Genomic DNA, 12,773 nt, shown 5'->3' on the forward strand with positions numbered 1-12,773 from the left:
TTCACGCCCGCCTGTGAACCAAGTTGCGGCCGGAAATCGGTTTCGCCTCAGCGAACCTCGACCGGAAGCGCGATATCGCAGACCGAGAAGTCCGCCCCCTTCTCGGCACGCAGGCGCTTGGTCTCTGCTGCGAACCAGGGGCCCTTGGGGTCGATGATGCGCACCTTGGGCCGCTCGCTCTCGGGGATGTCCGAGAGCAGACGGACCTTTTGCATCGTGTCCTGGGGCGCGGGGACAGGCTCGCCGGTCTTGATGGCGCGAACGGCCTCAAGGCCGCTGATCACCCGACCAAACGCGGTGTAGCGCTTGTCGAGCGACGGATAGGGTTGGCGCATCAGGAAGAACTGGCTGTTGGCGGAGTTGTTATCCTCGCTCCGCGCCATGCCGATCACGCCGGGGCAATAGGTGGCCCACGCGGCGACCTTCTTGTCGCTGGTCACCTCGCTCCAGCTCCAGCCTTGGCTGACGACGGGCAATGACTTGAGGTAGCCGACCTCCAGCCCGGCCGGCGCGGCCATGGGCGCAAAACCGGTGTCGGCGGCGCGTCGGAATGTGAACTCGGCCTTCAGGTTCGGGCGATCCGAACCGCCCTCGCCTGTGTTCGTCGGATCGCCGGTCTGAGCCATGAAGCGGTCGATGACCCGGAAGAACGTACGGCCATCATAGAGGCCCGCGCGGGTCAGATCCTGCAGACGCGCCACATGGTTGGGGGCCACCTCGGGGACGAGTTCGACCAGCACGCGCCCCTTGTTGGTGTCGATCACCATGACCGTCTCGGGTGCCGGCGTGCGCCAGTCGGCCTCGGTGGGCTTGAGCGCCTTGGGCGCTGCGGCGACGACGGAGGCGGAGGCCGCCAGGCAAAGCCCGGCCAAGAGCGCGCGCGAGAGGATCATCATTTCACCTGAGCGGGGACGTCGACGTCGCAATTGGTGAAGCTGGAGCCGAGCTCGGCCTGGCGCTTGGTCACCAGAGCCTTGAACGCGGCGCCGCGGGTGTCCATCACCTGAAGGGTCGGACGCTTGTCCGCCGGGATATCGGCCAGCAGCTTGACGCTCAGCATCTTGTCCTGCGGGTCCGGAACGGGCTCGCCGATCTTGATCGCCTTGACCACATCCACGCCCTGCAGCACGCGACCAAAGGCGGTGTAGGTCTTGTCCAGGCCCGCGTTCGCCGCGCGCATGAAGTAGAACTGGCTGTTGGCGCTGTTTGGGTCGCCCGCGCGCGCCATGCCCACAACACCGGGGCAGAAGTTGCCCCAGGTCGACACCTTGCGGTCGGCGGTCATCACGGCCAGCGCGGAGGGCTGGCTGGTGACCGGCAGCGCCATGACCCAACCGGACTCGTTGCTGCCGACCTTGAAGCCCGCGCCCAGCGGCATGTCAGCGCCCCGACGGAAATTGAATTCCGAGGTCAGGTTCGGCAGGTCGGAACCGCCCTCGCCTGTGTTCTTCGGATCGCCCGTCTGAGCCATGAAATCCGAGATCACGCGGAAGAAGGTCAGGCCGTCATAGAAGCCGCTCTTGGCCAACCCGCGCACGCGCTCGACATGGTTCGGCGCGACCTCGGGATAGAGCTCGGCGATGATCCGGCCCTTGTTGGTCTCGACCACCAAGACGTTGTTTGGGTCGGGCGTGCGCCAGTCCGACACGGTCTGGGCCGAGGCCGCGCCAAAAGAAACCGTGGTGGCGGCCAGCGCCAGCGCGGCGGCGGTCATGGCAAGCTTCATGGAGTACCCCGAACAGAACAGTCGCGGCCGGGCGTAGAACGCCACGGCCCGTCCGACAAGTGCGGCGGTTGTTGAAGCGCAGGAATTCGGCCGGATAACGGCGAAGCCCGGAGCCTGACGGGTTTAGAAAGCCATCTAGAGCCGGAGGGCTCTAGGCTTTACCCACCTTGGCCAGAAGCTGCTGCGCCACCCCCGGCGGCACGAACTTGCCGATATCGCCGCCCAGGGTCGCGATTTCCTTCACCAGGCGCGAGGCGATGGCTTGGTGGCGTGGGTCGGCCATCAGGAAGACCGTCTCGATCTCGCGGTCCAGCTGCTGGTTCATCGCCGTCATCTGGAACTCGTACTCGAAGTCGGCCACGGCCCGCAGGCCGCGCACGATCATCTGAGCGTTCACCTCGCGGGCGAAGTGCATCAGCAGGCTGTTGAAGGGCCGCACCTCGATCTCGGCGATCTTCTTGAGATGCGCGGTTTCGCGCTCCAGAATCTCGACCCGCTCCTCCAGCGAGAAGAGCGGCCCTTTGCCGATATTGATCGCGACGCCGATCACCAGCTTGTCGACAAGCTTCACGGCCCGCCCGATGATATCGAGGTGACCGTTGGTGACCGGGTCGAAGGTTCCCGGATAAAGCCCGACCCGCATGCAACCCCCTATTCTGGCTCCGAGGGTTACGGGGTCTCGTCCGCCCCGCTGTCCTCGCCCTGATTGTCGTCCCCGCCGGAATCGGCGAGGCGCTCAACGCTGACGACATGCTCGTCCTGCGCGGTGCGGAAGATGGTTACGCCCTGAGTATTCCGCGCTGCAACACGAATTTGCGACACCGGCACCCGGATCAGTTGTCCCTGGTCGGTGACGAGCAGGATCTGGTCGCTCTCATCGATGGGGAAAGAGCCCACCAGGCGGCCGCCGCGCTTGCTCAGATCTTGCGCCGCAAGGCCCTGACCACCGCGACCGGTGCGGCGGAAATCATAGGCGCTGGTGCGCTTGCCGAAGCCCTCCGAGGACACGGTCAGCAGGATTTCTTCGGCCGCGCCGAGCTCGGCGATGCGTTCCGGCGTCAAGGAGGCTTCGCCGACCTCTTCATCGCCGTCATCGACGGCGGTGACGGCGTCTTCGCCCTCTTCACCGTCCGCGGCGCGCAACATGGCGCGCTGATGCTTGAGATAGGCGGCGCGCTCGGCCGGTGTGGCGTCAACGCTGCGCAGCACGGCCATGGAGATGACCGTGTCCTCGCCCGCCAGCTTCACGCCGCGCACGCCCGTCGAGTCACGGCTGGCGAACACGCGGACCTCGTCAACCGAGAAGCGGATGCAGCGGCCAGCCGCCGTGGTCAGCAGCACGTCCTGGTCGGCGTTACAGACGGCCACGCCGACGATGCCGTCGCCTTCGTCCAGCTTCATCGCGATCTTGCCGTTGCGACGCACGTCGACGAAGTCGCTGAGCTTGTTACGGCGCACGCTGCCCGAGCGGGTGGCGAACATCACGTCCAGGCCGCCCCAGGTGGCCTCGTCCTCCGGCAGGGCCAGGATCGAGGTGATCGTCTCGCCCGGCTCGATCGGCAGCAGGTTGACGAACGCCTTGCCGCGCGAATTGGCGACGCCCAGCGGCAGGCGCCACACCTTCATCTTGTAGACCTTGCCGCCAGACGTGAAGAACAGCAGCGGCGCGTGGGTCGAGGCCGAGAACACGCGGGTGACGGCGTCCTCGTTCTTGGTCGCCATGCCCGACTTGCCTTTGCCGCCCCGGTGCTGGGTGCGGTAGTTGGCCAGCGGCGTACGCTTCACATAGCCGCCCATGGTGACGGTGATGACCATGTCCTCGCGGACGATCAGGTCTTCGTCTTCCATGTCGGCGTCGCCGTCGACGATCTGGCAGCGGCGCGGAATGGCGAACTTCTCGCGGACCTCGACCAGCTCCTCGCGGACCACGGCCATGATGTTGGCGCGGTCGGACAGCAGCTCCAGATAGCCGCGAATGGCGTCGGCCAGGGCTGCGGCCTCGTTGCCGATCTCGTCGCGGCCAAGGCCGGTCAGGCGCGACAGGGTCAGGGCCAGGATGGCGCGGGCCTGCTCGTCGGTCAGGCGGATCAGGCCGCCCTCTTCCTGCACCGTGCGCGGGTCGGCGATCAGCTCAACCAGGGGCAGCATGTCGCCAGCCGGCCAGGACTTGGCCACCAGGCGCTCGCGCGCCTCGGTCGGATCCTTGGACGAGCGGATGATGTGGATGAACTCGTCGATATTGGCGACGGCGATCGTGAGGCCGACCAGCACGTGGCCGCGATCACGGGCCTTGCCCAGTTCGAACTTGGTCCTGCGGACAACGACTTCCTCGCGGAACTCGACGAAAAGCTGCAGCAGCTTGTGCAGGCCCATCTGTTCAGGACGGCCGCGGTTCAGCGCTAGCATGTTGACGCCGAACGAGCTCTGCAGCGCGGTGAAGCGGTACAGCTGGTTGAGGATCACTTCGCCCGAGGCGTCGCGCTTCAGCTCGACCACGATACGCATGCCGTCGCGGTTGGATTCGTCGCGGATGTCGGCGACGCCCTCGATCTTCTTTTCCCGGACCAGTTCGGCGATGTGCTCGACCAGATTGGCCTTGTTCACCTGATACGGGATCTCGGTGATGATGATGGCCTCGCGGCCGGCGCGCAGCTCTTCCACGCTGGCCACGCCGCGCATGATCACCGAGCCGCGGCCCGTCAGCAGCGCCTGACGCGGGCCCGCGCGGCCGATGATCTCACCGCCCGTCGGGAAATCCGGACCGGGTACGAGGTCCAGAAGTTGGTCGGTCGTGACGTCCGGCTGATCGATCAGCAGCAGACAGGCGTCGATGATCTCGCCCAGGTTATGGGGCGGGATGTTGGTGGCCATGCCGACGGCGATGCCGCCCGCGCCATTGACCAGCAGGTTCGGGATACGCGACGGCAGGACGGTCGGTTCCTGCTCCTTGCCGTCGTAGTTGTCGGCGAAGTCGACGGTGTCCTTGTCGAGATCGGCCAGCAGAGCCATGGCCGGCGGCGCCATGCGGCACTCGGTGTAGCGCATGGCCGCAGGCATATCGCCGTCGACCGAACCGAAATTGCCCTGCCCGTCGATCAGGACCAGACCCATCGAGAACGGCTGGGTCATGCGCACGAGGGTGAAATAGATCGAGGCGTCGCCGTGCGGGTGATACTTACCCATCACGTCACCGACCACGCGGGCCGACTTCACGTAGGGGCGCTCCGGCGTCTGTCCCTGTTCGTGCATCGAGAACAGCACCCGGCGGTGCACCGGCTTGAGACCGTCGCGCGCGTCCGGCAGGGCGCGGCTGACGATCACGCTCATCGCGTAATCCAGATACGAGCGGCGGAGTTCGTCCTCGATATTGATCGGGGCGATATCCCCGCGCGAACCGTCAGCGGGGATGGTGTTTTGATCGTCGCTCAAGGGGATTTTTCGCCGTCAGAATCGGACACGGAACTGTTTAAAACTGTTAGCATTCGGATAGGGACGACGCCACCTTTTGGGGGGCTAATCCCCATCGTTTCGCTTGAATCCGAAGGAAAAAACGCATGACTCGTCTCCCCGCCGCCGCCGCCCTCGGCCTCGCCGCTGTCATGGCCGCCTCCCCGGCCCTGGCGCAGACCATCGCGACGGCCGCCATCAAGACCGGCGACGGCAAAGACGCCGGCGTGGTGACGGTCACCGAAGCGCCGCACGGGGTGCTCCTCAAGCTCGAACTCAAGGGCCTGACGCCCGGCTGGCACGCCGCGCACTTCCACGAAAAGGGCGACTGCGGAACGCCGGACTTCAAGTCGGCGGGCGCCCACGTCCACACCGCCGCCACGACGGTGCACGGGCTGCTGAACCCCGACGCCAACGACAGCGGCGATCTGCCGAACATCTTCGCCAACGCAGACGGCTCGGCGACGGCCGAGGTCTACTCGCCCCTCGTTTCGCTGAAGGGCGCCGGCGGCCGCCCGGCCCTGCTCGACGCCGATGGCTCGTCGATCGTCGTCCATGCCAACGCCGACGACCACAAGACCCAGCCGATCGGCGGGGCCGGCGCGCGCGTAGCTTGCGGCGTGATCAAGTAGCCGTGACGAGCTTCTTCCGATGGCGGTCCGCCCGCCATCGGAAGAAGCACTAGGCGGTTTCCGCCAAAGCCTCTTCGGCCCGGGCTCGCTTCTCCGTCAGCGCCACCAGCGCCACGCCGACCATGGTCGCCGCGCCGCCGATCAGCAGCTGGGCCGTCAGCTTGTCGTCCAGGAACAGCACGCCGATCGTGCAGGACACCAGAGGCGTCAGCAGGAAGTAGGGCGTCACCCGTCCAGCCTCCCGTCGTTGCACCAACCAAAACAGCAGCGCGCTGGCCCCGATCGTCGAGACCACGCCCGCAAAGATCACGCAGGCCCAGGCGATGGGCGGCGCGGCCATCACCCGCTCAACCACCCGCGTCTCGAACGTGAAGGACATCGCCAGCAGGGTCGGCGCGGCGAACAGCGCTGTGACCGCCTGCACCTTCAAAGGCTTCGCGCCGGGGGTCATGCGCACCAGGATCGTCGCCACAGCCCAGCAAGCGCTGGCGATCACGATCAGCACGATCGCGGGCAGGTCGCCCGATGTGTGAGGATCGAGCGTCATCCAGGCGACGCCGACAAAGGCGACGATCAGACCCAGCACAGCCGGCAGCCGCATGGTTTCGCCAAGCAGTTTCCAGGCGACCAGGGCGGTGAACGGAATCCAAAGCTGGCTCGCCACCACCAGAGGGCTCAAGGACTGCCCCATGCCGAACCCGACATAGACGAGACCGAAGTGGATAGGCCCCGTCAGCAGCACGATCGCGGCGAGCCGCTTGGGCTCTGGAAACGGCGGACGGATAAAGGGAAACAGGAAGACGAGCGCGGCGAGAAAGCGCAAACCGCCGACGGTCATCGGCGGAAGATAGGCGGTCGCGACCTTGGCGGCGGCGTTATTGATCCCCCAGGTCATGATGATCGCGAAGATCGCCAGATATTCCAGGACCGAGAGCGGGGATGACTTGCCGGACATGGCTCCGCTTGGACCAGACCCGGCGGGCGCGGTCAATCGACCCCGATCCCTTGCCGGATCGCGCGCGTCAACAGCGCCAGATCATCGTCCGGCGTCGTAAAGGCGGGCGTCAGATAGACCACCTTGCCCATGGGGCGGATCCAGGCGCCGAGTTCGGCGAACCGCGCGCACAGGTCGGACACCGCGACGGGGGCGTCGAACTCCACGACACCGATCGCGCCCAGTGTTCGGACATCGACCACGCCGGCGCCCTGGCGACACGGCTCGAGTCCTTCAGCTAGCGCGGCCGAAATGCGCGCGACATCCCGCGCCCAGGCGCCGTCCTCGAAAAGATCGAGCGAGGCGTTGGCCGCGGCGCAGGCCAGCGGATTGGCCATGTAGGTGGGGCCATGCATCAGGGCCGCGCCCGGATCATCCGACCAGAAGGCCTCAAACACGTGACGGCGAGCGATCGCCGCCGACAGCGGCAAGGTTCCACCCGTGAGGGCCTTGGACAGGGTGACGATATCAGGCTCGACGTCCGCCGCCTGCATGGCGAACAACGATCCCGTCCGGCCAAAGCCCGTGAAAATCTCATCGAAGACCAGCAGCACGCCATGCTTGTCGGCCAGGCGCCGAAGGGTTCGCAGAACCTCTGGCGGGTGCGGCAGCATCCCACCCGCGCCCTGGATCAGAGGCTCGACCAGCATGGCGGCGATCTCTGAGCCCCGCGCAGCGAGCAGGGCGTCGAGCGCTGCTTCCGAGGCCGCATCGCGCGGAAGGTCGGCGATCACCTGGGCCGGCATGACGCCCGCGAACAGGCTGTGCATCCCCTCCTCCGGATCGCAGACCGTCATCGTCGCCAGGGTGTCGCCGTGATAGCCGCCCCGGAACGCCAGGAACCGCGTCCGGCCGCTCACGCCGCGGTTCAACTGGTACTGCAGCGCCATCTTCATCGCGATCTCGACGGCGACCGACCCGCTCTCGGCGAAGAACACGTGGTCGAGATCACCCGGAAGCAGGCCGGCGAGCCGCTGGGCGAGGCGATAAGCCGGTTCATGCGCCAAGCCGCCGAACATGACGTGCGGCATGGCTTCGATCTGCGCGCGCAGCGCATTGGCGATGTGCGGGTGGTTATAGCCGTGGCAGGCCGTCCACCACGACGCCAAGCCATCGACCAACTCCCGACCATCCTCCAGGATCAGTCGCGAACCGCGCGTAGCGACGACCGGCAAGGGAGGCCGGGCGGTTTTCATCTGACAGTAGGGCCGCCAGACATGCGGCGCGCCTTCGGTCAGCCAGCGGGGTTCGGACATGTCGCTTTCCGTTTGCGGACTCGGGGCGCCTTGCCTATGCCCCCGGCTCATCCGTCGCAAAGGGAAACGACATGCGTAGCCTCGACGCCTTCGCCGACGACAAGCTGGCGGCTCTCGACACCAAGAGCCTGAGGCGGCGCCTGACCCCGACGCGCCGCCATGACGGCGCGGTGGTCGAGCGCGACGGCAAACGTCTGGTTTCGTTTTCCTGCAACGACTACCTCAACCTCTCGCAGCACCCCCTGGTTCGCGCAGCGGCGGCCGAGGCCGCGCTGAACTACGGCGCCGGCGCGGCGGCCTCCCGTCTGGTCACGGGCGACCATCCGCTGCTCTCCGACCTCGAAAAGCGGTTGGCCAGGCTGAAGGGCGCCGAAGCGGCCTGCGTCTTTGGCTCGGGCTACCTGGCCAACACGGGCGTCATTCCGACCCTGGTCGGCCCCGGCGATGTCGTGCTCATCGACGCCCTGGCCCACGCCTGCATCTGGGCCGGCGCGCAGTTGTCCGGCGCCAAGGTGATCAAGTTCGCGCACAATGATCCGGCCGACCTTGAACGCCTTCTCCTGTCCGAACGTGGAAAAGCGCGCCACGCAATGGTGGCGACCGATGGCGTCTTCTCGATGGACGGGGACATCGCGCCGCTCGATGTGCTGTCGGACCTCTGTGAGCGCCATGACGCCTGGCTGCTCAGCGACGACGCCCACGGCGTGGGCGTACTGGCCGGCGGAAGGGGCTCGGGGGCCCTGTTTCCGAACGCCAAGATCCCGCTGCAGATGGGCACGCTGTCGAAGGCGCTAGGGTCCTACGGCGGCTATCTCTGCGGCTCCCAGGCGGTGGTCGATCTCCTGAAGACCCGCGCGCGCACCCTGGTGTACGCCACCGGCCTGCCCCCGGCGTCTGTCGCCGCCGCGCTTGCGGCGCTGGACCTTATCGAGGCCGATCCGACGATCACCAAGGCTCCGCTGGCCAAGGCGCGACTGTTCACGCAGCGACTGGGTCTGCCCGAGGCCTGCAGCTCGATTGTTCCGGTTGTACTGGGCTCGGCCGAAAGCGCCCTCGCCGCCTCCGCGAGCCTTCAGGATCAGGGCTTCCTCGTCGTTGCGATCCGGCCGCCGACCGTTCCCGAAGGCACGGCGCGCCTGCGGGTCGCGTTCAGCGCCGCCCATGACGACACGGACGTGATCCGCCTGGTGGACGCCATCGCCGAACTGCGGGGAGCCGGTTCATGAAGGCGCTCTTCGTCGCCGGTACGGGAACCGACCTGGGAAAGACCCATGTCGCGTGTGCTCTGCTCGCGGCTGCGCGCTCGCGGGGCCTGACGGTCGAGGCCTTCAAGCCCGTGGTCAGCGGCTTTGATCCGCACGCGCCCGACGACAGCGATCCTGCCCGACTCGCCCGAGCCCTGGGCCGCCCCGAGGCCTGGGCCGAGGTCTCGCCGCGTCGCTACAGGGCGCCGCTGGCGCCGAACCTCGCCGCGCGGCTCGAAGGCGACACCCTGCGGATGGACGACCTCGTCGCCGACTGCCGGGACTGGCTCTCGACGCGCGACGTCGAGCTCGCCCTGATCGAAGGCGCTGGCGGGGTGATGTCGCCCATGACCGACGAGGCGACCAATCTCGACCTGATGGCGGCGCTCGGCCTGCCGGTGCTGCTGGTGGCGGGCAGCTATCTCGGCACGGCCAGCCACCTGCTCACGGCGCTTGAGGTGGTTCGCGCGCGCGGCCTGACCATCGCGGCGATCGTCGTCAGCGAAAACCTGGACGCACCGGACCTGGATCAGACGCTCGCCCTGCTCCGCGCGTTCGAACAGCAGGCGCCGATCCTGAGCGCGCCGCGCGCCGCGACCTGGGACGCAGACGCGCTGGTCGACACCCTGCTGGCTTAACGGTCCGTCTCGAGGCGAGCGACCAGGCTGGACGTATCCCAGCGGTTCCCGCCCATGGCCTGAACCTCGGCGTAGAACTGATCGATCAGGGCGGTGGCGGGGAGCTTCGCGCCATTGCTGCGCGCCTCATCCAGCGCGATCCCGAGATCCTTGCGCATCCAGTCGACCGCGAAGCCAAAGTCGAACTTGCCCTGCGCCATGGTCGGCCAGCGGTTCTCCATCTGCCACGACTGGGCCGCACCCTTCGAGATCGCCGCCAGCACATCGTCGGTCGGGAGGCCCGCGCGCTTGGCGAAGTGCAGCGCCTCGGCCACGCCCTGGACTACGCCGGCGATGGCGATCTGGTTACACATCTTGGTCAGCTGGCCCGCGCCCACCTCGCCCATGTGACGCACGGCCTTGGCGTAGACCGCGATCACCGGCAGGACGCGATCGTAGGCCGCCTGATCGCCACCAACCATGATCGTCAGCTGGCCGCTCTCAGCGCCGGCCTGACCACCGGACACGGGGGCGTCGACGAACGCCCGGCCGCTTTCGACCGCATGCGCGGCCATCTCACGGGCCACCTTGGCGGACGTGGTTGTGTGATCAACGATGACGCCGCCCTCGCCCATGGCCGGCAACACCTGCGCCACGACGTCGCGGACGTCATCATCATTGCCCACGCACAGCAGCACCACCTCGGCGCCGGCCACGGCCTGCGCGATCGTCTCGAACGCCGATCCCCCGTGCTTTTCGGCCCAACGACGGGCTTTTTCCGGGGAGCGATTGTAGACGGCGACCTCGTGGCCCGCGGCCTTCAGGTGTCCGGCCATCGGGAAGCCCATGACGCCCATGCCGATAAACGCCGTCTTCATGCCGCTGCTCCTAGAAAGAAGGCTGGGATTACGCGCGCCACGGCCGTTCCGGCAACCCCATCTTAACGACCTTTGGGCAGGTTGCGGGCTTAAGGTTAAGCAGGCTTAAGCACGATGGCGGTCAACAGCGAACAGCCGATCATCATCAAGAAGGTCAAGAAGGGCGGCGGCCATGGTCACCATGGCGGCGCCTGGAAGGTGGCCTATGCCGACTTCGTGACGGCGATGATGGCCTTCTTCCTGTTGATGTGGCTGCTGAACACAACCAGCCCGGAACAGAAGCAGGGCATCGCTGACTATTTCGCGCCGGCTTCGATCTCGTCCACCACCAGCGGCTCCGGCGGCATCCTGGGCGGTACGTCGCTGGGCGACGACGGCGCCAAGGCCGACGGCAAGCTGTCGGTCGTCCAACAGATGGCGCCCGAGGCCCAGGACGTCACCAAGGAAGCCCAGAGCAGCGAAACGGCCAATCTGGACTCGGCCAGCGAGCAGGCTTTGCGCGACGCCCTGGCCAAGAAGGAACAGGACAGCTTCGCCTCGGCCGCACAGTCCCTGCGGCAGTCGCTGCAGGACATGCCCGAACTGGCCGAGCTGTCGAAGCAGATCCTGATAGACCAGACGCCCGAAGGCCTGCGCATCCAGCTGGTCGACCAGGAGGGGCGCTCGATGTTCAAGGAGAACTCGCGCGAGCCCAATGACCGCGCCCGGGTTCTACTTCGCGCCGTCGCCAAGGTGATCACCCAGCTTCCGAACCGCGTGACCATCTCGGGCCACACCAGCGCCAACGCCTTCGGCAAGAAGCAGGACGGCGACTGGGCGCTCTCGGCCCAGCGCGCGGACGCCTCTCGTCAGGTGCTGCGCGGTGCGGGCGTCGACGACGACCGCATCTATCAGGTCTCCGGCAAGGCCAATTCCGAACCGCTCTATGCCGACGACCCGACCCTGGCGGGCAACCGCCGGATCTCGATCGTTCTGCTGCGAGAAAAACCTGTGCTGCCCGACGGGCTGTGACTGTTCGCCGCGCGCAGCGTCCGTGAAGCTTGCGCAACGAAACGGTATGCCGCCTAATCTCGTTCAGGACACCAATGGGCTGAAGGGGACTGGCGGAACGTGACGCAGCATTTTCCGACGCGACAGCTTCGGTTCTTTCTGACGGCGCCCACGCCTTGCCCGTACCTGCCCGGTCGCGAGGAACGGAAGGTGTTCGCCCACCTGCCCCTTTCCGATGGACCTGTCGTCAACGACAGCCTGACCCAGGTGGGCTTCCGTCGCTCTCAGAACATCGCCTATCGCCCCGCCTGTGAGACGTGCCGCGCCTGTCAGTCGGCGCGCGCGCCGGCCGCCGAGTATCTGCTCTCGCGCTCGGAACGGAAAATCCTCAGCCGTAACGATGATCTCGAGCGGCACCTGGTCGAGGCCGAGGCCACGCTGGAGCAGTTCGAACTGCTGCGTCGCTATCTGCTGGCCCGCCACGCCGACGGCGGCATGGCCGAAATGACCTGGCCGGACTACGTGGCAATGGTCGAGGACACGGCGGTTCGAACCCATCTGATCGAGTATCGCCGCAAGTCACTGGACCGGGGCCCTGGCGATCTCGTCGCCTGCGTGCTGGTGGACGTGTTGGCTGACGGACTGTCGCTGGTCTACAGCTTCTATCAGCCGGACCAGCCGCGTCGCAGCCTGGGCTCGTTCATCATCCTAGATCACATCGTGCAGGCGCAGCAGAACGCCCTGCCCTATGTCTATCTCGGCTATTGGGTGCCCGGCAGCGAGAAGATGGCCTACAAGGCACGGTTCTCACCGCTGGAAATCCTCAAGCCCGGCGGCTGGTCGCTGATGTCGGCCCGCGAGCGCGGCGCGCGCCCCCCGCGTGGGCCGGGCGCTCTGAAGGACGCCTGCGACCTGCCGCTCAGCGACGCCGAGCCCGCCGACATCGAGGATCTGGGCTAGACGCTCCCCGTTCGTGACGAACGAGGAGC

11 protein-coding genes and 1 pseudogene are annotated in these 12,773 nt (G+C 66.9%); 5 read left to right on the plus strand and 7 right to left on the minus strand.

The window, feature by feature from the left end; translation table 11 throughout:
* Window positions 1-47 precede the first annotated feature (47 nt).
* From CA606_RS11185 to gyrA, 4 genes are all read right to left on the minus strand, one after another.
* Window positions 48-896: a peptidylprolyl isomerase gene (locus CA606_RS11185; protein ID WP_096051071.1), complete on the minus strand. Its 849-nt coding sequence runs from the start codon at window positions 894-896 to the stop codon at window positions 48-50.
* On the minus strand, window positions 893-1,726 hold the full coding sequence (locus CA606_RS11190) for a peptidylprolyl isomerase (protein WP_181242553.1): 834 nt from the start codon (window positions 1,724-1,726) through the stop codon (window positions 893-895). Before CA606_RS11190 ends, CA606_RS11185 begins: the two co-directional genes overlap by 4 nt.
* A 151-nt stretch (window positions 1,727-1,877) precedes the next feature.
* The gene (coaD, locus tag CA606_RS11195; RefSeq protein WP_096051070.1) at window positions 1,878-2,369 is read right to left on the minus strand and encodes a pantetheine-phosphate adenylyltransferase; all 492 of its coding nucleotides are present in this window, start codon (window positions 2,367-2,369) and stop codon (window positions 1,878-1,880) included.
* 26 nt (window positions 2,370-2,395) lie between these two features.
* Entirely contained in the window at window positions 2,396-5,155 is a 2,760-nt protein-coding gene (gene gyrA, locus CA606_RS11200; protein WP_096051069.1) for a DNA gyrase subunit A, read from the minus strand.
* A 125-nt stretch (window positions 5,156-5,280) separates the two neighbouring features.
* Between gyrA and sodC the strand changes: the two genes are divergently transcribed.
* On the plus strand, window positions 5,281-5,805 hold the full coding sequence (gene sodC, locus CA606_RS11205) for a superoxide dismutase[Cu-Zn] (RefSeq protein WP_096051068.1): 525 nt from the start codon (window positions 5,281-5,283) through the stop codon (window positions 5,803-5,805).
* 49 nt (window positions 5,806-5,854) lie between these two features.
* Here the strand turns inward: sodC and CA606_RS11210 are convergent, their stop codons facing one another.
* Window positions 5,855-6,796 (minus strand): DMT family transporter, encoded by a 942-nt coding sequence (locus CA606_RS11210; RefSeq protein ID WP_181242554.1) that lies wholly within the window; start codon window positions 6,794-6,796, stop codon window positions 5,855-5,857.
* Window positions 6,793-8,055, minus strand: coding sequence for an adenosylmethionine--8-amino-7-oxononanoate transaminase (locus tag CA606_RS11215; RefSeq protein ID WP_096051066.1), 1,263 nt, complete (start codon window positions 8,053-8,055; stop codon window positions 6,793-6,795). Before CA606_RS11215 ends, CA606_RS11210 begins: the two co-directional genes overlap by 4 nt.
* 71 nt (window positions 8,056-8,126) lie before the next feature.
* On the opposite strand from CA606_RS11215, the gene bioF reads away from it, so the two are divergent.
* Both bioF and bioD read left to right on the plus strand, forming a co-directional pair.
* A complete protein-coding gene (gene bioF, locus CA606_RS11220) occupies window positions 8,127-9,281 on the plus strand; it encodes an 8-amino-7-oxononanoate synthase (protein ID WP_096051065.1) in 1,155 nt (384 codons plus the stop codon).
* The gene (gene bioD / locus CA606_RS11225) at window positions 9,278-9,937 is read left to right on the plus strand and encodes a dethiobiotin synthase (RefSeq protein ID WP_096051064.1); all 660 of its coding nucleotides are present in this window, start codon (window positions 9,278-9,280) and stop codon (window positions 9,935-9,937) included. Before bioF ends, bioD begins: the two co-directional genes overlap by 4 nt.
* Here the strand turns inward: bioD and CA606_RS11230 are convergent.
* Window positions 9,934-10,833, minus strand: a pseudogene (locus CA606_RS11230) (NAD(P)-dependent oxidoreductase); the annotation flags it as partial. The gene bioD and the pseudogene CA606_RS11230 overlap by 4 nt on opposite strands.
* A gap of 75 nt (window positions 10,834-10,908) precedes the next feature.
* Here CA606_RS11230 and CA606_RS11235 point away from each other — a divergent pair.
* On the plus strand, window positions 10,909-11,805 hold the full coding sequence (locus CA606_RS11235) for a flagellar motor protein MotB (RefSeq protein ID WP_096051062.1): 897 nt from the start codon (window positions 10,909-10,911) through the stop codon (window positions 11,803-11,805).
* A 99-nt stretch (window positions 11,806-11,904) separates the two neighbouring features.
* Entirely contained in the window at window positions 11,905-12,744 is an 840-nt protein-coding gene (locus CA606_RS11240) for an arginyltransferase (RefSeq protein WP_096051061.1), read from the plus strand.
* The last annotated feature ends 29 nt before the right edge of the window (window positions 12,745-12,773 follow it).

The sequence above is a fragment of the Caulobacter vibrioides genome, assembly GCF_002310375.3.
Taxonomy (GTDB): Bacteria; Pseudomonadota; Alphaproteobacteria; order Caulobacterales; family Caulobacteraceae; genus Caulobacter; species Caulobacter vibrioides_D.

Bases quoted from the DNA above. Each gene is read 5' to 3' on its own strand.
- CA606_RS11185 (WP_096051071.1), bottom strand. From the start codon at position 896: ATGATGATCCTCTCGCGCGCGCTCTTGGCCGGGCTTTGCCTGGCGGCC.
- CA606_RS11190 (WP_181242553.1), bottom strand. From the start codon at position 1,726: ATGAAGCTTGCCATGACCGCCGCCGCGCTGGCGCTGGCCGCCACCACG.
- coaD (WP_096051070.1), bottom strand. From the start codon at position 2,369: ATGCGGGTCGGGCTTTATCCGGGAACCTTCGACCCGGTCACCAACGGT.
- sodC (WP_096051068.1), top strand. From the start codon at position 5,281: ATGACTCGTCTCCCCGCCGCCGCCGCCCTCGGCCTCGCCGCTGTCATG.
- CA606_RS11215 (WP_096051066.1), bottom strand. From the start codon at position 8,055: ATGTCCGAACCCCGCTGGCTGACCGAAGGCGCGCCGCATGTCTGGCGG.
- bioF (WP_096051065.1), top strand. From the start codon at position 8,127: ATGCGTAGCCTCGACGCCTTCGCCGACGACAAGCTGGCGGCTCTCGAC.
- bioD (WP_096051064.1), top strand. From the start codon at position 9,278: ATGAAGGCGCTCTTCGTCGCCGGTACGGGAACCGACCTGGGAAAGACC.
- CA606_RS11235 (WP_096051062.1), top strand. From the start codon at position 10,909: ATGGCGGTCAACAGCGAACAGCCGATCATCATCAAGAAGGTCAAGAAG.